Origin of the sequence: Paenibacillus ihumii, assembly GCF_001403875.1 — a bacterium.
Classification (GTDB): domain Bacteria; phylum Bacillota; class Bacilli; order Paenibacillales; family Paenibacillaceae; genus Fontibacillus; species Fontibacillus ihumii.
The window spans coordinates 24022-49616 of sequence record NZ_LN884297.1 but is presented as its reverse complement, the minus strand read 5'-3'; the positions used below and the strand labels follow the sequence as shown (position 1 = coordinate 49616).

At 54.8% G+C, this 25595-nt stretch carries 16 protein-coding genes; 13 read left to right on the top strand and 3 right to left on the bottom strand.

Annotated elements, in window-relative coordinates; genetic code table 11:
* Nucleotides 1-158 precede the first annotated feature (158 nt).
* The 13 genes from BN2762_RS03035 (at nucleotide 159) to murC (ending at nucleotide 22289) form a co-directional block, all read left to right on the top strand.
* The gene (locus BN2762_RS03035; protein ID WP_074048556.1) at nucleotides 159-812 is read left to right on the top strand and encodes a precorrin-2 dehydrogenase/sirohydrochlorin ferrochelatase family protein; all 654 of its coding nucleotides are present in this window, start codon (nucleotides 159-161) and stop codon (nucleotides 810-812) included.
* Nucleotides 813-814: 2 nt separating this feature from the next.
* On the top strand, nucleotides 815-1774 hold the full coding sequence (gene hemC / locus BN2762_RS03030) for a hydroxymethylbilane synthase (protein WP_055105567.1): 960 nt from the start codon (nucleotides 815-817) through the stop codon (nucleotides 1772-1774).
* An 8-nt stretch (nucleotides 1775-1782) separates the two neighbouring features.
* Nucleotides 1783-3327 carry a uroporphyrinogen-III C-methyltransferase gene (cobA, locus tag BN2762_RS03025; protein WP_055105566.1) on the top strand — a complete coding sequence of 515 codons (1545 nt, stop codon included), beginning with the start codon at nucleotides 1783-1785 and terminating at the stop codon, nucleotides 3325-3327.
* Nucleotides 3328-4044: 717 nt separating this feature from the next.
* A complete protein-coding gene (gene hemB, locus BN2762_RS03020; RefSeq protein WP_055105565.1) occupies nucleotides 4045-5049 on the top strand; it encodes a porphobilinogen synthase in 1005 nt (334 codons plus the stop codon).
* 99 nt (nucleotides 5050-5148) lie between these two features.
* Nucleotides 5149-6450, top strand: coding sequence for a glutamate-1-semialdehyde 2,1-aminomutase (gene hemL, locus BN2762_RS03015; protein ID WP_055105564.1), 1302 nt, complete (start codon nucleotides 5149-5151; stop codon nucleotides 6448-6450).
* Between the two features lie 44 nt (nucleotides 6451-6494).
* Entirely contained in the window at nucleotides 6495-7355 is an 861-nt protein-coding gene (locus BN2762_RS03010) for an RluA family pseudouridine synthase (protein ID WP_392391562.1), read from the top strand.
* A 164-nt stretch (nucleotides 7356-7519) separates the two neighbouring features.
* On the top strand, nucleotides 7520-8878 hold the full coding sequence (locus BN2762_RS03005) for a LysM peptidoglycan-binding domain-containing protein (RefSeq protein WP_055105562.1): 1359 nt from the start codon (nucleotides 7520-7522) through the stop codon (nucleotides 8876-8878).
* Between the two features lie 505 nt (nucleotides 8879-9383).
* Nucleotides 9384-11564 (top strand): glycoside hydrolase family 6 protein, encoded by a 2181-nt coding sequence (locus BN2762_RS03000; RefSeq protein ID WP_055105561.1) that lies wholly within the window; start codon nucleotides 9384-9386, stop codon nucleotides 11562-11564.
* A gap of 94 nt (nucleotides 11565-11658) precedes the next feature.
* Nucleotides 11659-13866, top strand: a complete 2208-nt coding sequence (locus BN2762_RS02995) for an endo-1,4-beta-xylanase (RefSeq protein WP_055105560.1) — start codon at nucleotides 11659-11661, stop codon at nucleotides 13864-13866.
* Between the two features lie 28 nt (nucleotides 13867-13894).
* Nucleotides 13895-16240, top strand: a complete 2346-nt coding sequence (locus BN2762_RS02990) for a glycoside hydrolase family 9 protein (RefSeq protein WP_055105559.1) — start codon at nucleotides 13895-13897, stop codon at nucleotides 16238-16240.
* Nucleotides 16241-16736: 496 nt separating this feature from the next.
* Nucleotides 16737-19406, top strand: coding sequence for a valine--tRNA ligase (locus BN2762_RS02985; protein WP_055105558.1), 2670 nt, complete (start codon nucleotides 16737-16739; stop codon nucleotides 19404-19406).
* Between the two features lie 127 nt (nucleotides 19407-19533).
* Nucleotides 19534-20910, top strand: coding sequence for a bifunctional folylpolyglutamate synthase/dihydrofolate synthase (locus tag BN2762_RS02980; protein WP_055105557.1), 1377 nt, complete (start codon nucleotides 19534-19536; stop codon nucleotides 20908-20910).
* Between the two features lie 59 nt (nucleotides 20911-20969).
* Complete coding sequence (murC, locus tag BN2762_RS02975; protein ID WP_392391556.1) at nucleotides 20970-22289, top strand: UDP-N-acetylmuramate--L-alanine ligase; 1320 nt, start codon at nucleotides 20970-20972, stop codon at nucleotides 22287-22289.
* Between the two features lie 72 nt (nucleotides 22290-22361).
* Here the strand turns inward: murC and BN2762_RS02970 are convergent, their stop codons facing one another.
* Genes BN2762_RS02970 through BN2762_RS02960 form a run of 3 tightly spaced genes read right to left on the bottom strand, consistent with a single transcriptional unit; the run spans nucleotide 22362 to nucleotide 25593 of the window.
* Nucleotides 22362-23171 (bottom strand): energy-coupling factor transporter transmembrane component T family protein, encoded by an 810-nt coding sequence (locus tag BN2762_RS02970; RefSeq protein WP_055105555.1) that lies wholly within the window; start codon nucleotides 23169-23171, stop codon nucleotides 22362-22364.
* Nucleotides 23168-24994: an ABC transporter ATP-binding protein gene (locus BN2762_RS02965; RefSeq protein WP_055105554.1), complete on the bottom strand. Its 1827-nt coding sequence runs from the start codon at nucleotides 24992-24994 to the stop codon at nucleotides 23168-23170. Before BN2762_RS02965 ends, BN2762_RS02970 begins: the two co-directional genes overlap by 4 nt.
* Nucleotides 24994-25593: an ECF transporter S component gene (locus BN2762_RS02960; protein ID WP_055105553.1), complete on the bottom strand. Its 600-nt coding sequence runs from the start codon at nucleotides 25591-25593 to the stop codon at nucleotides 24994-24996. Before BN2762_RS02960 ends, BN2762_RS02965 begins: the two co-directional genes overlap by 1 nt.
* Between the last annotated feature and the right edge of the window lie 2 nt (nucleotides 25594-25595).

Genomic DNA, 25595 nt, shown 5'->3' with positions numbered 1-25595 from the left:
AGGGCATTTGTGATCATTAGGGGAATCGCTGCTTCGGGCCTGGAACATAAATTCGGCCGGCGGACGTGGCAAAATAAAGCATGGTAGGTTATGCTAATAACAATGTGAAATAATGTATAAAGAATCCGCCGCTGAGGCCGGATTGGGGAGTGGTAAGCATGGAAGTGCCGCATTATCTGCCCGTAATGCTGAACTGTTCAGGAAGGCGCTGCATGATCGTCGGCGGCGGGCGGGTTGCAGAGAGAAAGGCGGCAGCGCTGCTGGCATCCTCTGCCGAGACGATCATCATCAGCCCCTCGCTTACCTCTTTTTTAAAGTCCTGTTACGAGAAGGGGCAGCTTCATTGGAGGAAACGCGAATACCAGGAGGGGGATTTGAACGGAGCCTTCTTGGTTTATGCGGCTACGAACGATGAGCAGGTGAACGGGGCCGTCGTAGCGGAGGCCGAAAGACTGGGGCTGCCGGTAAATGATGCGGGAGACGGGGGCAGGGGCTCTTTTATCACCCCTGCTGTGACACGCAGAGGCGGCCTGATTGTGGCCGTATCCACCTCCGGGGCGGGACCAGCCGCATCCAAGAGGCTGTGCGAGGAAGTCGATGCGATGTTCGGTGAACATTACGAGGCTTATATCGATTTTTTGAGCGGGGCCAGAGTACGGATTAAAGAACAGGTGGCTGATCGCAGCAGACGCCAGGTGCTTTTTAAGGCATTAGCCAAAATGGATATATTGGCGCAAATTCGCGAGGGACGATTCCGGCCCTGGAGCGAAGATGAGCTTGCTTCATGGATCGATGCATACCGGGAGGAATAGAAATGAAGAAACGTACAATAATTGTTGGGACGAGACAGAGCCAATTGGCGCTGACGCAAACAGGGCAGGTCATTGATGCGCTGAAAGCGATATGCGAGGAGCACGCGCTGCCTTATGATTTTGAAACTCGCAAAATCGTAACGAAGGGCGACCGTATTTTGGACGTGACGCTGTCGAAGGTCGGAGGCAAAGGCTTGTTCGTGAAGGAGATCGAACAGGCCATGCTGAGCGGCGAAATCGATATGGCGGTACATAGCATGAAGGATATGCCATCTGTGCTGCAGGAAGGTCTTGTCACTGGCGCTGTCCCTCGCAGGGTCGATCCCCGGGATGCGCTGATTTCCAGGAACGGCCTAAGCCTGGATGAGCTTCCGCAAGGAGCGAAAATCGGTACGAGCAGCTTGCGCCGCTCCAGTCAGCTGAAGAAATACCGGCCGGATTTAAAGCTGGAATGGATTCGGGGCAATATCGATTCCCGGCTGCGCAAATTGGAGACGGAGGGCTTTGATGCCATTATTCTTGCTGCGGCGGGCTTGCACCGGATGGGCTGGGAGGATCGGATCACCTCATTTTTGCCCGTAGAGGTATGTCTGCCAGCCGTCGGCCAGGGCGCACTGGGCATTGAATGCCGTGAAAGCGATCAGGAGGTGCGCCATCTTCTGTCGCTGTACAATGACCGGGATACGGAGCTGACCGTCGCGGCAGAGCGCCAATTCCTGCGCGTATTGAACGGAGGCTGCCAGGTGCCGATCGGTGCATATGCTACCTTGGCTCAGGGCGATTCTGAACCAGGCTCTGGAGCTGTTCGCATTGAATTGACGGGAATGGTCGGTACGCCGGATGGGCGGCTTGTCCTCAAGGATGTCCTGACCGGGGGGGATCCGGTGAAGCTGGGCGAAGAGGTCGCAGCTAAGCTGATCTCCAGAGGAGCGGATGAAATTTTGGCGGAAGTCAGGGAGTGAGTGATGGGATGGCTGGCAAGGTATATTTAGTCGGGGCGGGGCCCGGCGATGCTAGATTGATTACGGTAAAGGGATTGCAATGCCTGGAAAAAGGGGATGTCGTCGTATACGACCGGCTGGCCAATCCCAGCTTGCTGAGGAAAATGAAGCCCGGTGCAGAGAAGGTCTATGTAGGCAAGCTTCCAGACCGTCATACGATGAAGCAGGAGGAAATCAACCAGCTGCTCGTGGATTTGGCGCTGACGGGAAAGACCGTTGTCCGCCTGAAGGGCGGGGATCCGACGATTTTCGGCCGGGTCGGCGAGGAAGCCGAGCTGCTTCGCAAGCACGGAATTCCTTATGAGATTGTGCCGGGAATTACCGCGGCGATCTCGGTTCCTGCTTATGCGGGCATTCCGGTGACGCACCGGGATATGGCCTCTTCCCTGTCTATCATTACCGGGCACGAAAGCCCGGAGAAGCTGGACAAGTCCATCAACTGGGAGAAGGTCACGAATGCGACGGGGACGCTCATTTTCATGATGGGCGTAGCCAAGATCGGGTACATCAGCAGGCAGCTGATAACGTACGGAAGATCTCCCGATACGCCCGTCGCTCTCGTGCGCTGGGGGACGCGGGCAGAGCAGGAGACCTTGACCGGCACGCTGGAGAATATTGAGCGCAAGGTACAGCAGGCGAACTTCCAGCCTCCGGCCGTCATCGTCGTAGGGGACGTCGTGACGCAGCGCGAGCATTTGAAATGGGCGGAGACCCTCCCTCTATTCGGAACGCGCGTACTCGTTACGCGTGCCCGCAGCCAGGCCAGCGAGCTCGCTGCGCAGATCGAGGATTTGGGCGGCGAGCCGTACGAATTCCCTGTCATCGATATTCGATGGCCTCAGGACGAGAAACAGACCGCTTATGCGGATGCAGCTCTATGCCGGTTGGAGACCTATGACTGGGTGTTCTTCACAAGCGTCAACGGGGTCGAGTATTTCTTCAGGCGCTTGGAGAAACTGGGACAAGATGTCCGCTCACTTCATCGAGCGAGAATCGCTGCAGTCGGGCCTGCAACGAAGGAAGCGCTGCGCGCCCGCGGCATTGCCGCCGAGGAGCTGCCCGGCCAATTCCAGGCCGAGGGCATGTTCGAGGCGTACGGCGCCGATATGCACCCGGGACAGCGAGTATTGCTGCCGCGGGGAGACCTCGGCCGCAGCTGGCTGCCGGAGGCGCTGCGTAAGAAGGGGCTCGACGTCACCGACGCGGTGATGTACGAGACCGTACCCGCCGCCGAAGACGACGATGAGCTGCTGAAGCTCATCGAAGAGGACGGCATCCATGTCGTGACCTTCACCAGCTCGTCGACAGTAAAGAACCTGGTTGCTGCCCTAAAGGGAATGGGGCTTGCAGACCCCGTTCAAGCCTTGTCTGGCGCTGCCATCGCCTGCATTGGCCCGCTTACTGCGCAAACGGCTAGGGACCTTGGCTTCAACGTCGATATGATGGCTGAAGAATCGACGATCAACAGCCTTGTCCAATCCCTTTGCGACTGGCGTGCCAGTAATCGTGATTAGCTATGGAATAGCTCTCATAATTTATATATTTTGCACCGCAGCAAGCGTATCCCGCAAGGGAGAACGCCAGTACCGTAGTCAGTAGCAGTAAGAGGCACCACGTAAAGTAACTAATCTCTGCGCCGTAGTGAGCGTATCCCCGCAGGGGACAGCGCCAGTACCGTAGTCAGTAGCAGTAAGAGGCACCACGTAAAGTAACTAATCTCTGCACCGTAGTGAGCGTATCCCCGCAAGGGAGAGCGCCAATACCGTAGTCAGTAGAAAGAAAGAGGCACCGCGCAAAGTAACAATCCTTGCGCCGCAGTGAGCGCCTCCCCGCAGGGGACAGCGCCCCTCACAGCCATCCTAACTCAATACAGCCAAATAAACTCCATCCACCCGACAGCAGGAGCGCTTAACGTAGAGCGGGCCCGTCAGGGCGACAAGCGGCTGATTGCACACTGCCTGCCCGGGAGCGCCACCCGCAGCAGGGCTGAGCAGAATGTTTACCCAGGTTGCCCCGGGGCGCCAAAAGTAAGACGTACCCGAAGGGGGAAAAGCGTTCCACACACCAAACCTAAGCGCATCCCCGCCAGGGGACAGCAATGCAGGAGCGCCTCTGCCCCTCCTACGTTATTCCCATTGCGGGAGTCCAGAGGGCGCAGCCCTTGGAGCCCTCCCTTACGACAAGGGAGGGTTTGGGTGGGATGGGATCCAATTGAAAGGACGATACCAACTATGACATTTCCAATCGTAAGACACCGCCGTTTGCGGCAATCGGCTGCGATCCGCGGCATGGTTCGCGAAACCGTGCTCACCATCGATGATTTTGTGCAGCCGATATTCGTCACCTATGGCAGCAATGTAAAAAGTGAAATCTCTTCGATGCCGGGCGTGTTCCACTTCTCTTTAGACCGTCTTCAGGAGGAAGTGAAGGAGATTGTTGATCTTGGCATTCCGGCGGTACTGCTGTTCGGCATTCCTGAACAAAAGGACAGCGTAGGTACGTCGGCCTTCGTCGAAACTGGCATCGTGCAGGAAGCCACCCGGCTCATCAAGTCATGGTACCCCGATTTGCTCGTGGTCGCGGATACCTGCCTATGTGAATTTACGGATCACGGCCATTGCGGTATGGTACACACCTTTGAACGGGATGGCCATGTCTGCGGGGACGTGTTGAACGATGAATCATTGGAGCTCCTGGTGAAGACGGCAGTGTCACAGGCGCAAGCGGGAGCTGACATCATCGCTCCATCGAATATGATGGACGGCTTCGTCCAAGCGATTCGCCACGGACTAGACGAAGCAGGCTATACCCATGTGCCAATTATGTCGTATTCCGTAAAATATGCCTCGGCCTTCTACGGCCCGTTCCGGGAGGCTGCGGATTCGGCGCCGCAATTCGGCGACCGCAAGACGTATCAGATGGATCCGGCGAATGCCCGCGAAGCGCTGCGCGAAGCGGAGACAGATGTGCTAGAGGGTGCGGATATGCTTATGGTTAAGCCGGCGCTAGCCTATATGGATGTGATCCGCATGCTTCGGGACCAATTTGACCTGCCGATCGTGGCCTACAATGTGAGCGGCGAGTATTCTATGGTCAAGGCAGCAGCCCAGCAAGGGTGGATCAACGAGCAGGCGGTCGTCAATGAGATGCTGCTAGGCATGAAGCGGGCCGGTGCAGACATTATCATCACGTATTTTGCCAAAGATGCGGCGCGCTGGCTGCGCGAAGGCAGGTAAATCACCTGATGCTTTAAGACTTGCCTAAGATTTACCTGAGGCTTACTTGGGAGTTCGAGTACAGATCACAGATCAAACAAAGCAAGGAGCGTGACGTCAATGAGTACAATTATCGGACGCAAAGGGGAAGAACGTTCCCATCAGGCTTTTGAAGAAGCGAAAAAAGTGCTGCCCGGCGGAGTCAACAGCCCGGTTCGCGCGTTCAAATCCGTTGGGCTGACGCCGATTTATATGGATCACGGCATCGGCTCGCGCATATATGATATCGACGGGAACAGCTACATCGATTATGTGGGTTCATGGGGACCGTTAATTATGGGACATGCTCACCCGGAGGTCGTAAAAGCCCTGCAGGAAACGGCTGCAAAAGGGACGAGCTTCGGCGCGCCTACGCTGCTGGAGACGCAAATGGCTCAGCTCGTTGCAGAGCGCGTGCCGTCGATCGAGGTCGTGCGGATGGTCAACTCCGGCACGGAAGCTACGATGAGCGCGATTCGTCTGGCTCGCGGTTATACCGGACGCAGCAAAATCATGAAGTTCGAGGGCTCCTACCATGGTCATGCCGACAGCCTGCTCATCAAGGCCGGCTCCGGCGTAGCGACGCTGGGGCTGCCGGACAGCCCGGGCGTACCGGAGAGCGTAGCCGCGAACACCCTTACCGTTCCTTATAATGACCTGGAATCCGTCAAATTGGCCTTCGAACGCTTTGGCGAAGAGATCGCAGGCGTCATCGTAGAGCCGGTTGCAGGGAATATGGGCGTTGTACCGCCGCAGCCCGGATTTCTGGAAGGCCTGCGCCGCATTACGACGGAGTACGGCAGCCTGCTTATTTTTGATGAGGTGATGACCGGCTTCCGCGTTCATTTGCATTGTGCCCAAGGCCTGTATGGCGTTACCCCGGATCTGACCTGTCTCGGCAAAGTGATCGGCGGAGGACTTCCGGTGGGCGCTTATGGCGGTAAACGCGAAATTATGGAGCAGATCGCTCCATCCGGCCCAATCTATCAAGCCGGAACGCTAAGCGGCAACCCGCTGGCCATGATTGCCGGTTATACTACATTATCGCTGCTCACGCCTGAGGTTTATGATCGTCTTGAGCGTCTGTCGGCGAAGCTTCAGGCCGGGCTGGAAGCGAATGCGAAGGAAGCTGGAATCCCTAGCGTAATCAATCGCGTTGGCTCCATGGTCTGCCCGTTCTTTACGAATGAGCAGGTCATCAATTATGATACGGCGAAGACTAGCGATTTGGAGCTGTTCCGCCGTTATTTTGGCGCGCTGGTACAAGAGGGGATCAACATTGCTCCGTCTCAGTTCGAAGGAATGTTCGTCTCCGGTGTTCACACGGACGAGGACATTGATGCTACGATCGAGGCGCATCGCAAAGCGCTGCAGAAGCTGTGAGTCCAAGGATTGCGGGGACCAGGCGCGGGGAATGGCTGGAGCTGATGCCAGGCAGGCTCGCTGTGCCGGAAGGCGGCGATCGTAAGGAGGCGGCGATAGCATGGCTGGAAGGCGCGCTTGGCCTGCCTCCTAAGCTGCGGCGCCAGCTTGAAGCTGAGCAGGGCATCAAGCTGGCCGGGGATCGCCTGCGCCTGCGGCTTTTTCCCCCAAGACTCTCGCAGTATGATCCGCTGCAGCCGGAGCATCCGCTGCAAATTTTGTACGAGGATGATTTCTGCCTCGTCGTACATAAGCCAGCAGGGGTCAAGGTGCACCCGGACGGGCACAGCCGCCAGCCGACCCTGGCCAATATGGTGGCGGCGCTGTATCTGGAGCGCGGCGAAGCCGTTGCCCCTGAGCATATACACCGGCTGGACGAATTTACTTCAGGTCCGGTGCTCTATGCCAAAAATGTATTTTCCCAGCTAAAGCTGGATGCGGCGATGGCGCGCAAGGAAATCGGCCGGGTCTACGTTGCACTGGTGCAGGGCGTCGTAGATCCCGCGCTTCGCGTCATCGATCAGCCGATCGGCAAGGATCGGCATCATAAGTCGCGCCGGCGGGTATCTCCGTCGGGCCAACGGGCGGTAACGCGCGTAGAGCTGCTGGAGGCTTATTCGTCGGCCAGTCTCGTCCGTCTTACGCTGGAAACCGGACGCACGCATCAGATTCGCGTTCACATGAGTCATGCCGGGCATCCGCTCATCGGCGATGCATTGTATGGTGGCAGTACAAGGCTTACGCCCCGCCAGGCGCTTCATGGAGAGAGCCTGAGCTTTGCCCATCCGTTGACCGGGGAAGACGTGTCTGTGCAGGATCCCTGGCCTGCAAGCTGGGAAGGGCTGCTCAGGAGGCTGAGGGCTTAAGGGCATACGTGAACGCATAAGGCATGAGGGATTACGGGTGGATCGCCAAAAAGCAGGCATGCACTTTTCTTTCAAGCATATAAATATAACGAGCGATGATTTGGACCATGCCATCCATGGGATGACGAAATCATGTTTGGAAATGCTGAAAGGAGGTATCATTCTTGGCTGATCAATCCTACGGTCTGAGGTTTGATATTTATGAGCGCGTTCATTTATCGGAAGATGTGGTTGGGATTGAAGAATTGGAGGAAATAGAGCTTTTTCCACAAATTCAGGTGATCCCTGGCGAGGAATATGCCGCGCTTCGCGGCCATTTGCTGCTGTCAGGGCTGTATCGGGGGCAAGGGGAGAGCTGCAAGCTGGAGCACTGGATTCCGGTCGAAATCACGATTCCGCTTAGCCGGGTTAATAAGCTTGAGGAGATCGCCGTTGAAATTGAAAATTTCGACGTGAATCTGCTTAGCGCCCGCAGCTTGAATATTACCGGGGTTCTGTCCCTCCAGGGCATCGAAACAACGACATTGGCCGGAAGCGAAGAGTGGAAGGACAGTGAGTTCCTTGCGGCCCACGAATCCAGGCAGGATAATTTCGATGTGACAGATTTCGCGGAGCAGCCGCCCGCCGGCCCTTGGCGGGAAGAAGAGGAGAAGCCGCAGGAATGGTTGACCGAAGAGGCAGCACCGGTCTACAGAGACTATAGCGCCTCTGAAGGGCAGAGCTCCCCGGGGCATGCTGAGCTGCCGGATTTACCCGAGCTGCCGAAGTCCGGTCCACAGAACGTGATTTCCTGGACAGAGGATTCGCCGCTTCTGGCCTCCGCGCTTTGGAAGGACAAGGAGGCGGCAGCCCCTGTACACGCAGCAGGGGAAGCGGAGCAGCAGGGGGAGGACTACGACGTCTGGTTCAAGGGAGAAGAACGTCAGGATGCATCGGAGCATGTCATCACGGAGCTGGCAGAGGCGCAGGAGAGCGATGCCGCAGAGGGCGTACAGGCTATCCCCAGGCAGCCGGAGGAAACAAAGGCTCCCGAGCCTGAATTCAGCACGAATTCAGAGGAGGCTTTGGCGGCAGTTACCGAACCGGAGCCGGAAGAGTTCTCTTACGAGGCAGGGGAACCGGAAATCCGTCCTCAGCCTGAGGAGAAAAAAGAGCTGAAGATCGCCCTGAACAGCAAAAAAGCGGATGAGACGGTGCAGGGGAATGATATCGGCATCACCAAGCTGCTGTCTACCCATCGGCCGAATAAAGATATGGAAGGCTTGCCCGATCAGGAAGATGAGAACGTAAAGCTGGCAGCAGAGGAGCAAGGGGACGAAGAGGAGGTTCGTTGGAAGAACCTGTTCTTTGGTAATGCGGAGGACCCATCTCCCTTCCGGAAAATCCGGCTCGTCATCGTTCAGCGAGAAGAGACCTTGGATGAAATCGCTGAGCGCTACAATCTCAGCACGAGGGAGCTGCAGCTATATAACCGGCTGGCGGAGCATAATCTAGCAGAAGGCCAGGTACTGTATATCCCTTAATTACTAAAAGCCTGCCGGCTCGGTATTTAATATAATTTGACTGCGCGAACTACGCGCAGTTTTTTTAATGCGTTTTTGAAACAAAGCTTGTGAAAAACAATGAGGTGATCTCTTATGCTAATTAAAAAACAACTTGCTAACATGGTTTTAAACTTATTTAAAATAAAATGAATAAAAAGATTGTATTATTTTTACTATTTATGGTATATTTGTGCCTAGATGGTGAACAATTTGTTTTTTAACAGTTGTTTGTCGTCAGGGATTCTCCCTTTTATGTCATTTCGACGGATAATCGCCGTGTAATGACAATGTTTTAAAGAAGAAAGGAGTGATCGTTCAGCATATTTTGTTAGCTGTTTGTGAAATTATTTTAGGAAGAGTTAAGTAAGGAGAGCAAGAGTAGGACGACAAAGGACGGCATATTCGAAAGGCAACATTTTGAGAGCGCATACATTTCACCGGCGAATGAATACTCAATGAAAATTTATAACAGGAGCTGAAAGAAATGATAAAGTATTTGCCCAAACGCACCGCGGTGTTTGCGTTGATCTCAGCATTGGTTGTCACGATGTTCACACCTTTCGGAAATCCAAACGCTCAGGCGGCGGAAGCTCATGTAGACAACCCGTATGTTGGCGCGACAAAGTATATCAATCCTGACTATGCTGCATTGATTGATACTTCTATAGCTAAGGTTAGCGACAGCACGTTGAAAGCAAAAATGGAGACCGTTAAATCCTACAACACTTACGTTTGGCTTGATCGCATCGCTGCAATTTATGGCGGCGAGAACAATGGCAACCGCCGCAGCCTCGAGGGGCACCTCGATGCAGCCCTGGCCCAGAAGCAGGGCAATACGCCGATCGTTGCCGAGTTCGTCATTTATAATTTGCCCGGCCGCGACTGTCACGCTCTTGCATCTAACGGGGAGCTGCCGCTGACGCAAGCAGGCCTGCAAACGTACAAAACTGATTATATCGATGTGATTGCTGACATTTTCTCTAATCCTAAATATCAAGATATCCGCATCGTTACGGTTGTTGAGCCGGACAGCCTTCCCAACCTGGTGACCAACCTCAGCACCCCGGCATGTGCAGCGGCGAATTCCAGCGGCATTTATGTAGATGCGTTCAAATATACGCTGAATAAGCTTGCTGTAATTCCTAATGTGTATACCTACGTTGATATCGGTCACTCCGGCTGGCTCGGTTGGGACGATAACCGCCAAGGCGCTATCCAGCTGTATACGCAGGTAGCTCAAGCTACGAATGCCGGCTTTGCCAGCATTGACGGCTTCGCTTTGAACACGGCCAATACGACTCCGCTGGAGGAGCCTAATCTCCCGGATCCGAATCGCAACGTGAACGGAATGCCGCTCAGATCCGCCAATTTCTATGAGTGGAATCCGTACTTCAGCGAGGCTGATTTTGCAGCAGGCTTGTATTCCGGATTCGTAGCCGCCGGCTGGCCGAGCAGCATTGGCTTTATTATCGATACTTCCCGCAACGGCTGGGGCGGACCTGATCGACCGACCAGCGCTATTGGTTCTACGGTTAACGAGATTGTAGACTCCGGCCGCGTGGATCGCCGTCAGCATCGCGGTCTGTGGTGCAATAACAGCGGTGCCGGAATGGGCAGAGCGCCTGAGACTGCACCGGCAGATTTCCCGGCTTCCCATATCGATGCATTTGTCTGGGTCAAGCCTCCGGGTGAATCCGACGGCTCCAGCTCTGAAATTCCGAACAACGAGGGCAAGGGCTTCGATCGCATGTGCGACCCGACTTACCAGACACAATACGGAATCTTGACTGGCGCGCTGCCTAATGCTCCTGTATCCGGCCACTGGTTCCATGATCAGTTCGTAATGCTTGTTCAAAATGCCTATCCTGCAATCCCGACGAGCGGAGGAGGACCGGGACCGGTAGATCCGCCTCCAACTGCACCTAGCGCACCGGCTGGCCTGAGCGCTACGGCTGGCGACGGACAGGTCTCCTTGAGCTGGAACGCTTCGCAAGGTGCGACCAGCTATACTGTTAAACGCTCCACCGCAAGCGGCGGACCTTACACGACGGTGGCAACCATTAGCGGGACCAGCTATACAGATACCGCGGTGACGAACGGGACGACATATTACTATGTGGTTAGTGCTGCGAACAATGTAGGCTCCAGCCCGAATTCTACTCAGGCCTCTGCGTTGCCGCAGGGTGGCAGCACGAATCCGGGACCGACCGGGGATCTTGTTGTTCAATACAAAGCGGGAGACACGAATGCAACGGATAATCAGTTCAAGCCGCATTTCAACATTGTCAATAACGGAACGACGCCTGTAGCTTTAAGCGAGCTGACACTCCGCTATTATTTTACGAATGATAACAACCAGACACTGCAATTCAACTGCGACTGGGCGATGGTCGGCTGCTCGAATTTGACAGGCACATTTGTTAGCATGAGCCAAATCGAAACCGGTGCCGATAGCTATCTCGAAATTAAATTCAATGCATCGGCAGGAACGCTCGCGCCAGGAGGCAGCACCGGCGACATTCAAACCCGCAATCATAGCAGCAACTGGACGAATTTAGATGAGAGCAATGATTACTCCTTTGACCCTACTAAAACCTCTTATGCGAATTGGGATAAAGTAACTCTGTACCAGAACGGCACGCTGGTGTGGGGAATTGAGCCTTAATAGCTGACAAGGAACGGCGTCTATATGACGCCGTTCTGTTTAACTCAGGGAGGTTCAGAGAATTATTAAACCAAGGCGGAAATGAGGGATTATAATGATTGCTGCAAGAAGGCGCTTTAGTCTGGCGGTGGTTATTGTTTTGCTTATTACGGTGGCGAACGGGTTAATTTCCGGGGGTCAAGCATGGGGACAGGCTGCTGAGGCATCGGCCAATTTGCTGGATAACCCGGGCTTTGAATCCGGCACGACGTCCGGATGGACAGGCATGGCCGGGACAGAAGCGTTAAGTGTGGTCAGCAGTCCGGTATTCGAAGGCTCCTACAGCGCTCTCGTCGCCGGGAGGCAGGACGGGTGGCATGGCATCGCCCAGAGTCTCCTGGGCAAGCTTACGGCAGGCAAAACGTACGATATATCCGCTTCTGTACGCCTAAAGAATGCGGCGAGCGGACGGGTAATGATGACGATGCAGCAGAGCGATGGCAGCGGCGATAACTATCTTCGGGTATCTGAGTCCCCGGTCACGGACAGCTCCTGGATGACCTTGAGAGGATCTTTTTTATACAAGCCTTCTGGGACGGTAACGTCGTTGAAGCTTTATTTTGAAGGACCGGAGGCGGGCGTTGATTTTTATGTAGATGACGTAATTGTCGCCGAGCGGGCTGAGATTGACTGGAAAGCAGAGGCCAATGCCCGGATCGGTCAGCTTCGCAAAGGCGATGTGCAGATTCTCGTGAAGGATGAACAGGGGCGGCCGGTATCGGGGGCGAATGTCGAGGTGAAGCAGACCCGGCATGGCTTTCCTTTCGGTTCGGCGATGAGCAGCACGGTGCTGTCCAACAGCCAGTACAGTGATTTTTTTAAAGAACATTTCAATTGGGCCGTGTTCGAGAACGAGTCTAAATGGTATTCCAATGAGACCAGCAAAGGCAACGTCAATTACAGCGTGGCTGACCGAATGATGGAATTCGCCGAAGCGAATGGCATTACCGTCCGCGGGCATACGGTGCACTGGGAGGTTGAGCAGTATCAGCCAAGCTGGGTGAAGAACTTGCAGGGCAGCGAGCTGCGTGAAGCGATGGATGCCCGGATTACCAGTGTAGTGAATCATTTTAAAGGGAAATTCGTACATTGGGACGTGAACAACGAGATGATGCATGGCAGCTTTTTCAAAGATCGGCTGGGGGCATCGATTTGGCCTTATATGTATCAGAGAACGAAGGAGCTTGATCCGGACGCCAAGCTGTTCGTGAATGATTATAACGTAATCAGCGAGCCGGGGGACAATGATTATAAGCTGCATATCCAGGAGCTGCTTAGCCAGGGCGCACCCATCGACGGGATCGGCGTTCAAGGGCATTTCGGAGCCACGATTGATCCGATTGTGGTGAAGCAGAGACTGGATAACTTGGCGACCCTGAATTTGCCGATTTGGATTAGCGAATATGATTCTACTCAGCCTGACGAGCATATTAGAGCGGATAATTTGGAAGCGCTATATAGAATCGCCTTCAGCCATCCGTCCGTAGAAGGAATTATGATGTGGGGCTTCTGGGCGGGAAATCATTGGCGAGGCGCGGATGCAGCGATTGTAAATATGGACTGGTCCCTAAATGCAGCGGGGCAAAGATATATGGCACTGATGGAGGAATGGACGACGCATCAATCCGGGACAACGACGGATAACGGCGAATATGCCTTCAGAGGGTTCCATGGGACCTATGACGTAACGGTAACGAAAGGCAGTTTCCGCGCAAAGAAGACCTTCGAAGTGGAGCCGGGAAGCGGCGTACTGTCCATTGACGTTCAGCTGGGGGATACCGGCGGGGAACCTGAGCCTGTTCCGGCCGGGGATCTCAAGGTTCAGTATAAGGCCGGGGATACGAATGCGGGCGATAATCAGCTCAAGCCGCATTTTAATATCGTGAACAATGGCTCAGCAGCGATTCCGCTAAGCGAATTGACGCTTCGTTATTATTTGACCTTGGACGGCGGCGGCTCGCTCGTGTTCAACTGTGACTGGGCGGTTGTCGGCTGCTCGAACCTGAGCGGGAAATTCGTTCAACTCGAGAACCCCGCGCCCTCCGCCGACGCTTATTTGGAAATCAGCTTTAAAGCCTCGGCCGGCTCTCTATCCCCGGGAGGAAGCAGCGGGGAAATCCAGACGCGCAGCCATCGGAGCAATTGGACGAATCTAGACGAGAGCAATGATTATTCCTTCGATTCTATGAAAACGTCGTTTGCAGATTGGGAGAAAGTGACATTGTACCGGAACGGATCATTGGTTTGGGGGAATGAGCCTTAATATTGAAGGGAAGAGAGGGAGTTAAGCGATGATTAGCTTTAGGAATAATTTAAAAAGCGAAGTACGGGGACCGGGCTTGGGCTGGTTGACCGCGATGATGCTCATTTTTATGCTAGTCGTATCCGGTTTGCTGCCTATGGGGGCCAGTGCGGACACCGATCCTAGTCCCATCCGGGTCAATCAAATCGGATACCTGCCCGGCGCTGACAAAATAGCGTCTATCGTCAGCAGCTCGCCATCCCCGCTTGCATGGGAGCTGCGCCAGGCAGGCGTTAATACCGTGGCTGCTCAGGGACAGACGCAGGTTTACGGCCTGGATCAGGCCTCCTCCGATCATATCCATCATGCCGATTTTTCGTCTGTATCCGAGCCGGGCACTTACAGGCTGTGGGTATCCGGGTTAGGGGAAAGCGTCCCCTTCGTCATCGGCGGCGATTTATATCCTAACCTGCCTAAGGAGGCGATGGAATATTTCTACTTTCACCGGATGGGAGTCGATATCGAGGCCCGATATTTGAGCAATCCGGCTTTTGCCCATAAAGCGCTCCATCCGGGAGACAGCTCGGTCGGCTGTTATAACAATTGGTGCGGAAACGAAAGGCTTAATGTGAAGAATTCCTGGGCGGATGCAGGCGATTTCGGAATCTATCCGGTAAATCAAGCCATTTCAGCCTGGACGCTGCTGAATTTGTATGAGCGCTACCCCGGGGCGTTCCCGGACGGCTCTCTGAACATTCCCGAGAGCGGCAACGGCATTCCCGATATTCTTGATGAGGTTGTTTTCGGCTCGACCTTTATGAAGGGAGTCATGCCTTCGACAGGATTGGCCTCGCATAAAATCCATAACGACAATTGGAGCGCATTCCCGGTAACGAATATTGACGCGGAGAATGCCATGAATCGCCAGGCCCAGCCGCCTTCCACGAATGCCACCTATGCGGTGGCCCGGAATCTGGCTCATCTGGCTCGTCTTCTTCAGCCATATAATGAAGCGGAAGCTGCCGAGATGTGGAGCATTGCCAAGGACGCGTGGTCGAGAGCCCAGGCCGATCCGAATGTTCTCTACACATCGCAGACCCCGGATGCCCCGGGAGGCGGCGACTATGACGACATCCGCACCAGCGACGACCGGTATGCGGCAGCCGCAGAGTTATATTTGACGGCCTATGCATTCGGCGACGGCGATAAACCGGCCTATCAGGCTGCGGTGACCTCCTCCCCGCATTACCGCGAGGTATCCCCGTTCGGCTGGCAGTCTACGGCGACGACAGGAACGCTGTCCCTGCTCTCGGCTCCAAACGATCTTCCCGCTTCCGATCTGCAGGCGATGAAGACAAATGTGCTGAACCAGGCGAACGGTATGCTGGCGACGCTAAATGGGGAAGGGTATCCTGTGCTGCTGCCGGGGAACAAAGGTTATGACTGGGGCTCCAACTCCATCATCGTCAACAAAATGATTCTGCTAGGCTATGCTTACGACCTTAGCCAGGATGTGGATTACCTCAAGGCCATGTACCGGGCTATGGATTATTTGATGGGCAATAACGCGATGAGATTGTCCTACATTACGGGCTACGGCGAATATTATGAGACCGATACGCATGACCGCTGGGCCTGGGGCAAATACCAAAGCGGTATCCCGTATCCGAAGGGCTGGCTGTCGGGAGGACCGAACAATACGGTCATCAATGATGCGGCTACACCGACGGGAAGACCGGCGGCTAAGTCCTATGCCCCGAAGAACACCGCCCCAGACGCCTGGGTCTCGAAGGAGAATACGATCAACTGGAATGCGCCGCTTGCATGGGTCGCCCAATACCTCCAAGATCATAGCCAGCAGCTGGGCGGAAGCATTGAACCGAATCCAAATCCGAACCCCGGACCGGGTCCAAACCCCAATCCGAACCCATCTCCGTCAGGGGATTTGGTCGTTCAGTATAAAGCCGGGGATACGAATGCGGCAGATAACCAATTCAAGCCGCATTTCAATATTGTGAATAATGGATCTGCTGCAGTGCCTTTGAGCGAGCTGAGCCTTCGGTATTATTTTACGGCTGAAGGCAGCGGGCAAATGCAGTTCAATTGCGATTGGGCGATGGTCGGCTGCTCGAACCTAAGCGGAGTTTTCGTGACGATGAACCCGGGCAAAGCGGATGCCGATACCTACCTGGAGATTACGTTCAAGGCGGGAGCAGGCTCTCTGCAGCCCGGCGGCCAGACTGGGGATATCCAGACGCGCAACCACAGCAGCAGCTGGGCGAACCTTAACGAGGATAACGATTATTCCTTTGATCCATCCAAGACCGCCTATGCAAATTGGGAACGCGTAACGCTGCACCATAACGGAGAACTCGTATTCGGAACCGAGCCTTGATTAGGGACTGATGGCATTGGCTGGACTAGCCCTCGCCTGAGACTTGAAGCGCTGGCATAGATGTTCGATGCGATGCGGTCAGACAAATATTGACTCCCTGTCGATTTCACGCTATGATAATATGGATTAACTTAAGATAATCGTGTGAAAGACATGGAACGGGAAGAGTAGGCAGTGAGCCCTTCAGAGAGCGGGATTGCAGCGCTGGAAGATTCCGCAGGATGCAGCTGGACGAAGTCACCCGGGAGTCGCTAGTTTGAGCAGCTATGCACGACGTAGCCGTTAGAACGGGCCGGTAGCAGCCGTTATCTGTATGAGTGTTGCGAGTTTGTCGCTGTTCCGGAATGAGCGGAAACGGCCAGACCAACGCGCAAAACAAAGGTGGTACCGCGAAAGTAAAGCCTTTCGTCCTTTGAGACGAGGGGCTTTTTGTATTTTTAGCAAGACTATCCTGATTACGCTAAGGCAATGCTGAATTGTAACGGAGGTTGAAATTATGTCAGAGATCCAAGAGCATTCGTCGGCGAATATGCCGACAACGTATGATCCCAAGGCTGCAGAACAGAAATGGTATCGCTACTGGATGGAGGGCGGCTTCTTCAAGGCGGGTCAAAGACCGGAAGCCAAGCCGTACACGATCGTCATTCCCCCGCCGAACGTAACGGGCATGCTTCATATCGGGCATGCGCTGGACTTTACGCTGCAGGATATCCTGATCCGTACGAAGCGGATGCAGGGCTACGATGCTCTGTGGCTGCCGGGCTCCGACCATGCGGGAATAGCTACGCAGACGAAAGTGGAGCAGACGCTTCGCGCTGAAGGAGTCTCCCGTTATGATCTAGGCCGCGAGAAATTTCTCGAGAAGGTCTGGGAATGGAAAGAGCATTATGCCGACACGATTCGCGAGCAATGGGCGAAAATGGGCTTCTCGCTCGACTATTCCCGCGAGCGATTCACTTTGGATGAGGGACTGTCCAAGGCCGTACGTGAAGTATTTGTCAAGCTGTATGAGAAAGGCCTGATCTACCGGGGCAAATATATTATTAACTGGGATCCTGCGGCCCGTACGGCACTCTCGGATATCGAGGTGGAATATAAAGAGGTCAACGGCCATTTGTATCATCTGCAATATCCGCTTAAGGATGGGAGCGGATTTATTACTGTAGCCACGACGAGACCCGAGACGATGCTTGGGGATACGGCTGTCGCCGTTCATCCCGAGGATGACAGGTACCGCCACCTGATCGGCCAATCGCTCGTGCTGCCGATTGTGAACCGTGAAATTCCGATTATTGCCGACGAATACGTCGACAAGGATTTCGGCAGCGGCGCGGTGAAGATTACGCCAGCTCATGATCCGAACGACTTTGAGGTGGGGCTCCGGCACGATCTGCCGCAAATTACCGTCATGGACGAGAGCGGCAAGATGAATGAGGCTGCCGGCAAATATCAGGGACTGGATCGCAGCGAGTGCCGCAAGGCGATCGTGGCCGACCTCAAGGAATCCGGCGTGCTCGTAAGAATTGAAGACCATGTGCACCAGGTTGGACATAGCGAGCGTTCCGGCGCCGTGGTAGAGCCTTATTTATCGACGCAGTGGTTCGTCAAAATGAAGCCGCTGGCGGAAGCGGCGATTGCTGCTCAAAAATCAGGCAAAGGGGTTCATTTTGTCCCGGAACGGTTTGAGAAGATCTACCTCCATTGGATTGAAAATGTCCGCGACTGGTGCATTTCCCGCCAATTATGGTGGGGGCACCGCATTCCAGCGTGGTACTGCGAATCCTGCGGCGAGCTGCATGTCGCCCGGGAAGCGGTGGGGGCTTGCGCCAAGTGCGGCGGGCATGAGCTGGTGCAGGACAACGACGTCCTCGACACCTGGTTCAGTTCTGCCCTGTGGCCGTTCTCTACGCTGGGCTGGCCGGATGAGGACAGCGAGGACTTCAAGCGCTACTTCCCGACGGATGTCCTCGTCACCGGATATGATATCATTTATTTCTGGGTAGCGCGGATGATCTTTACCGCTCTTGAATTTACGGGTGAAATTCCGTTCAAGGATGTGCTGATCCACGGGTTGGTGCGGGACAGCGAAGGCCAGAAAATGTCCAAGTCACTCGGCAACGGGGTCGACCCGCTGGATGTAATCGAGAAATACGGCGCGGATGCCATGCGCTACATGATTTCAACAAGCAGTACGCCTGGCCAGGATTTGCGCTTCCACTGGGAGCGCGTTGAGCAGGCCCGCAACTTTGCGAATAAAATCTGGAATGCCTCCAGATTTGCGTTAATGAACCTCGAAGGGGTAACGTTCGAGGATATCGATATACAAGGAGAACTGTCAACCTCCGACCGCTGGATTCTTCACCGCTTCAATGAGACGGCGCGCAACATTACCCGCCTGATCGATGCTTATGAATTTGGGGAGACGGGCCGCGAGCTGTATAACTTCATCTGGGATGATCTATGCGATTGGTACATTGAGTTTGCCAAGCTGTCGTTCTATGGTGAAGACCCTGTGGCCAAAAGAAAAACGCAATCCGTGCTTGCTTATGTGCTTGACCGCACGCTGCGCCTGATTCATCCCTTCATGCCGTTTATTTCCGAGGAAATATGGCAGCATCTGCCGCATCGCGGCGAGACGATCACGCTGGCGGAATGGCCGCAGTTCGATCCTGCGTTAGAAGCTCCGGATGCTGTGCGCGAGATGAATCTGCTGATCGATATCATCCGCTCCGTTCGCAATATTCGGGCGGAAGTGAACGTGCCGATGAGCAAGCAGATTGAATTGATCGTCAAACCGGAATCCGCCGAGCTTCTGGACATTATCGAACGGAACAGCCACTATATCCGCCGCTTCTGCAACACTTCGCAATACGAGGCATCGCTGGGCGCCTCCGTTCCAGAGAAGGCGATGACGGCAGTTGTAACGGGAGCAGAGCTATACCTGCCATTAGCAGGCTTAATCGACATCAGCCAGGAGATTGCCCGCTTGGAGAAAGAGCTCGTTCATCTGAACAAAGAGGTGGAACGCGTAGAGAAGAAGCTGGCGAATGAAGGCTTCGTTGCTAAAGCGCCTGCGAAGGTCATCGAGGAAGAACGAGCCAAAATGGCCGACTATTCGAGCAAGCGCGATAAAGTGCTGGCTCGCATCGCTGAATTAAAAGGCTAAAAATAAATACGCTGATATGCTCAATCGAGTACAGCAGGAGCTAGGCGCCGCCTATTCAGCTCTTGCTGTACCTTTCCATTATTGCAGCAGCATTTGAGTTCAATACATTAATGAAGGTGAAAATGACATGGGGGTTAATCTTTCGGAAGAGATTCGGCAGCCGTTTACAAGTTACACGGATGCGGTAAAGTGGATTAACAGTTTAATACCGTTTGGCATTCGTCCGGGTCTGGAGCGCATCCAGCGGATGATGGAGCACTTTGGCAACCCGCATCGCAGACTCAAGTTCGTACACGTTGCAGGAACGAATGGCAAAGGCTCGTCCTGTGCTTTTTTAAGTTCAACGCTCCAGGAATGCGGATATGACGTAGGGATGTTCACGTCCCCTTATATAACGAAATTCACGAACAGATTTCAGTTCAATGGCGAGGATATCCCGGAGGAGACGCTGTTAGACCTAGCCAACCGGATTGCTCCCGTAGCGAAAGAGCTCGCTGCCAGTGAATGGGGATCTCCAACGATGTTCGAGGTGAGTACGGCGCTCGCAATTCTCTATTTCGCGGAAGTATGCTATCCCGATGTCGTGGTATGGGAGACAGGGCTCGGGGGCAGAATGGATGTGACGAACCTGGTTACACCGATCGTGTCGCTTATAACGAATGTCGGCATGGATCATACCGATATTTTAGGAGATACCCTGGAGGATATTGCCCGCGAGAAGGCAGGCATCATTAAACCGGGGATACCGGTCGTCAGCTGCGTCAGCCAGCCTTCCATTATCGCTGTTTTGAAAGAGACGGCGAAAGAGAAGGGCTCGACGCTCTATTTGCTGGGAGAACAATTCCGTTACGAGCGTGGAGAGTCAAGCGCGAGAACCCAATCTCTCCGCTTTGAAGGGCCGTTCCGTGCTATGGATATCGAGCTGTCGATGCTAGGCGAGCACCAATGCACGAATGCGGCCGGAGCGATGATGGTGCTGGAGGTTCTGCGGCAATACATGGCCTTTGTGCTTGAGGAAGAGCAGCTGCTTGCCGGCTTCAGGAAGGCCTTCTGGGCCGGACGGCTGGAGCAGGTGTCGGAGCAGCCGCGAATCGTTCTGGATGGAGCTCATAATCCGGAAGGTGCGGAGGCGCTGGCCCGAAGCCTTACGGAAGCATTCAGCTACCGGAAGCTGAATTTGATGATGGGGATGCTCGCTAATAAGCATCATCGCGAATACTTGGAGCATATATTACCAATAGTGGATACGCTTATTCTGACCGAGCCCGATTTTCGCAAGAAAATGGATGCGGATTCGCTGTATCAGCTCGTAGAGCAATTGCGGAGGAATACGGCGAAGGCGGATCTTGAAGTCATTGTGGAGCGTGACTGGAAGCGTGCGCTGGCACTGCTGCAATCACGGACGGAACGGGAGGATCTTGGGGTCGTCACGGGCACGCTTTATATGATTGCTGACGTGCGGGCAACCCTTTTGCATCAAACCGATTCTGAAAAAGGCTGGTGACCATATTGTTGAATACAACAGAACAACATGTACATTTTATCGGGATCGGTGGCTATGGAATGAGTGCTATTGCCCGCGTTATGCTGGAAATGGGCTACACCGTAACCGGATCGGACGTCGCTTCCCAGGAGCTGACCGAGAAGCTGGCGGCCCAAGGGGCTAAAATTTATATTGGACATACCAAGGAACAGGTGCATGGGGCCGATTTGGTCGTATATTCTACGGCGCTGCCGAAGGACAATGTCGAACGGGTGGAAGCGGAGGAGCAGGGAATTCCGGTTCTTCACCGCTCGCAAATGCTGGCAAGACTGCTGAACGAGCGCACGGGCGTTGCTGTTGCGGGAGCGCATGGCAAAACGACGACCTCCTCCATGATCGCCCTCGTTATGGAGCAGTGTGGAACGGATCCTACCTATATTATCGGCGGCGAGATTATGGACATCGGCACGAACGCCAAAGCGGGGCAGGGCAAATGCGTCGTAGCGGAGGCGGACGAGAGCGACGGCTCCTTCCTGCAGTACCATCCTTCCCTTGGCATAGTTACGAATATCGAGGCGGATCATTTGGAGAACTACGGCGGTGACTTCGGCAGGCTGAAGGAGGCCTACGTGCAGTTCCTGAATCAGATCAAGCCGGGAGGCAAAGCGATCGTCTCCGGGGATGACCGGAACGTTCGCGATTTGCTGCCCAAGCTGCAGTGCGAGGTCGTTACTTACGGCATCGAGACAGCTTGCGATTATACGGCGGCGGATATCGAGCTGGGGGATCGGAAGGTCACGTTCACGATGAAACGCGGCGGGGAGCCGCTGGGCCAAATTCAACTTTCAGTTCCCGGGCGGCATAATGTCTACAATGCTATGGCCACGGTCATTGCTTGTCTTGAGGCGGGCATCCCGTTCGCGGACATTGCCGCTGGCATTAAGCATTTTCATGGTGCCAAGCGCAGATTTCAGGTGCTTGGCGAGAGCCGGGGCATTCTCGTCATCGATGATTATGCCCACCATCCGACGGAGATCGAAGCGACGATTGCTGCTGCCAAGGCGACCGGCAAACGAATCATTGCTGTGTTCCAGCCGCAGCGGTATTCGCGAACCTTTTTTCTACTGGATGCATTCAGCCGGGCATTTGGCGGGGCTGATGAAGTGATCATTACGGATATTTACTCGCCTGCCGGGGAGAAGCAGATCGAAGGTGTCAATTCCTCGAAGCTGGTAGAGCTGATTAAAGTCAATAGCAATGCGGGAGCGAGATATCTGCCGACGAAGCAGGATGTTCTCGAGGATTTGCAAGGAAGGCTGCAGTCTGGCGACCTGGTCATTACGATGGGCGCCGGTGATATTTGGAAGGTTGGGCATGAGCTCGCAAAGAGCTTGGCCTAGAGCAAGCGGTAAAGGAGCTGTCCCCTGCGCAGAGATGCCTCTGCGAGGGAACAGCTCCTTTTATATAGATTTCTATAGCTGCCCCCCATACCACGTCAAGGTGCCCAACGCAAAGGATACGGCATAACCCAGCGCGATGCCGGACAGCACGATCCCCATAAACATCCAGTCCCGCGGCCGGATTTTTAACTGGCAGTAGAAATCGCGCTTGCCGCCCGTGAAGCCGCGGGATACCATAGCTACAGCCACGCGTTCCGATTTGCGAATCGCGCTCGCCAGGAGCGGAATGCTGTACCGCTTGAAGGCATGAAGCATCGAACGGATATTGCGCTTCTCGCGCCATATGCCCCGCATCCGGTGAGCCTGCTGCATAATGCGCAGCTCCTCGCGAAACAGGGGGAGGAAGCGGAAGCCGGCCAAGATGCCATACGCCAGCTTCGGCGGAAGCTTGCATTGCTGCATGAGACTGAACATGAACTTGACGGGCTCGGTCGTCAAGACGAACATGAGCGAGAGCGCCGAGAACATCAAGGTGCGCAGGGCAAGCGAAAGGGCGAGGCTGAATCCGGCCTCCGTCATCTTCAGCGGCCCCCATGAAAAAATCAGCGGGGAGTCCTGGGGCAGATCGGAGCGCGGAAAAAGAGCCGCCGTCCAGAAATAGCCGATGGCCATAATGAAGAAGGGGACGAACAGAAGCAGCCATCTGCGCCAGGAAATACGTCCGAATAACGCGGTGACCGAGAGCACATAAATCAAGCTGATGGAAACGGTCACCGGATCGAAAGCAAGTGAAAGCAGGATTACCCCCAGAATGACGGTGAGCCCCTTAATCGAGGGGTTCATTTCATTCAATAACCCGCCCCATGCATGAGATGTTTTCATAGGAGCACCTCCTTGTGAGCCTCCTGTTTTTCTTGAAGCGCTGCTTTCAGCTTATTTCTCAACTGAGCCGAAAGCGGAGGAATGAGCTTGTGATCCAGCAGGTCGTTCTCCGGCCAATTCCACAGATCTTCGGGGGGGCCGTCCCACTGAATGGTTCCGTGGCCCAGAACGACGACCCGATCGGCAAATTGCTGGACGAGCTCCATATCATGAGTGATCATGATGACGGTAAGCCCGCGGTCCACCCGGGCGCGCAGCGATTTCATCAGCTCCAGGGCAGAGTAGGCGTCCTGCCCGAACGTCGGCTCGTCACAGATCAGTACCTGCTGCTCGTCGGACAGCATGGCGGCAACGCTCAAGCGGCGCTTCTGGCCCTGGCTCAAGGCAAAGGGGCTGAAATTCCGGCGGTGCAGCAGGCGATACTGCTCAAGCAGCGAATGAACCCGCTCCTCCACGGCATCTTCAGGCAGCTTCTGCAGCCGCAAGCCGAAGGCGAGCTCATCGTAGACAGTATCCGTCACGAATTGGTGCTCGGGATGCTGGAAGATGAGTCCAATCCGCTTTCGCAGCTCTCTCTCCGGCCATTCGGACAGGGCTTTGCCTGCGAGGGAGATCCTTCCCGCCGAGGGCTCTAGTATGCCCGACAAGAGCGCAGCGAAGGTGGATTTGCCCGCACCGTTCGGTCCGACAAGCGCGATGAACTGTCCGGCCGGGATCGACAGCGACAGCCGATCCAGAATGATCTTTCCTTCGCTTCGCTCAAAGGAGAGGTTGTCGATATGCATCAGATGGTCTGTATCACCTGTATCGCCCGTATGACCCATACCGCCTCTGCGTTCCGTGCCGTCTGTATCGCTTCTGCGGGGATCCTGCTGTGCTGTCCGGCTGGCTTCAGCCTGCTCCAGCTGCTGCAGCACCGCTCTTTTGGCAGAATCGGGTTCATTCAGCCACAGCTCGGCAAGCTCCTCCCGGGTTATCGGCTGCCAAGAAGGCTTGTTCTCCAATTGCAGCTGATCATGGAGCCGGACAGCACCCGGCATCCAAATTCCCAATCGCCGGGCTTCCTCTTTGAAATTGGCGAAGTAAGCCCTGGGCTCTCCCTCGTAAATCAGCCTGCCCTCGCTCCCCATAATGGCCAGGCGGTTTACGTAGGGCATCCAGGCATCCAGTTGGTGCTCAATAAGCAGGATGCTCATTTGCCGCTGCTTGCGTATAGAGTCTATGAGGGCCGACAATTCCCAGCAGGCTTCCGGATCCAGATTGGAGGTCGGCTCGTCGAGAATAAGCACCTCCGGGTTTAAAGCCAGGGCACAGGCCAGCGCCAGCCGCTGCTTCATTCCCCCGGATAAGGCATGGATATATGCATTCCGCCAGCTGGTTAAATGGACGAGCTGCAGGGCTTCGTCTATTTTTGCGTCGATTTGCTCTCTGGGATATCCGATATTCTCCAGGCAAAAGGCAAGCTCCTCCTCCACCTTCAGCATGCAGAACTGGCTGTCCACATCTTGAAATACGATTCCTACCTGCTGGGCAATTGCTCCGGGATCCTGCCCCTCCAAAGATTGTCCATGCAAGTAAACGCCGCCTTTCACTACGCTATCGATGGCCGAGGGATACACCCGGTTTAAGCAAAGGGCCAAGGAGCTCTTCCCGCAGCCGCCGGGGCCGAGAAGCAGCATTAAGTCTCCTTCACGGAGACGCAGGGAGATGGAGGAGAAGACGGGTTCTCCGCCCTCCTCTGCAAAAGCCAGCGACAGATCCTTCGTCTCCAAAACGACCGTCCTATGATCCACCGATTTCTGATTGAGGAGCCCTGTATTCATTACAGCTTCACCGAAGATTGTTTTTGATGCGCAGCCTGGGCTGCGGCTTTTCCGATGGGGAAGCTTCTTAATACGCCGGTGCGCGCCAGCGCGTCGGAAATCCATTTTCCGAGAAGACCGGCGATCACCGCTCCGCTAATCACGCGCACAATGAACATCGCAAGGACAAGCCCTGTGGATAAAGCGGCGAATCCGGACTGGAAGTAGCCCCAGGCGAAGCTGAATACGGCGGCGCCTACCCCTGCTCCCATCAGCACTGGCGTATTGTAGTAACGATATCTTACGGCGGCAAACGCCGCTTCCGCGCCAAGGCCTTGGATAAAGGCCGAAAGGATGAGGATCGGGCCGGTGACGTTGCCGATCAGCACCTCGATCGTTCCGGCGATCGTCTCGGACAGCAGGGCGGCTCCCGGCTTGCGCAAAATGTAGGCTGCAATAACCGACACGATAAACCAAATCCCAAAGATGACCTCATACCCCATCGGCCCCATAAAGCCGACGAGTACGTTGCCAACCTGGAGAAAAATCAGGTAGACGACAGCAAATACGACGGACAGCGAGCTAAGAACGATAATATCGCGAAGCTTCCAGGATGCCATCG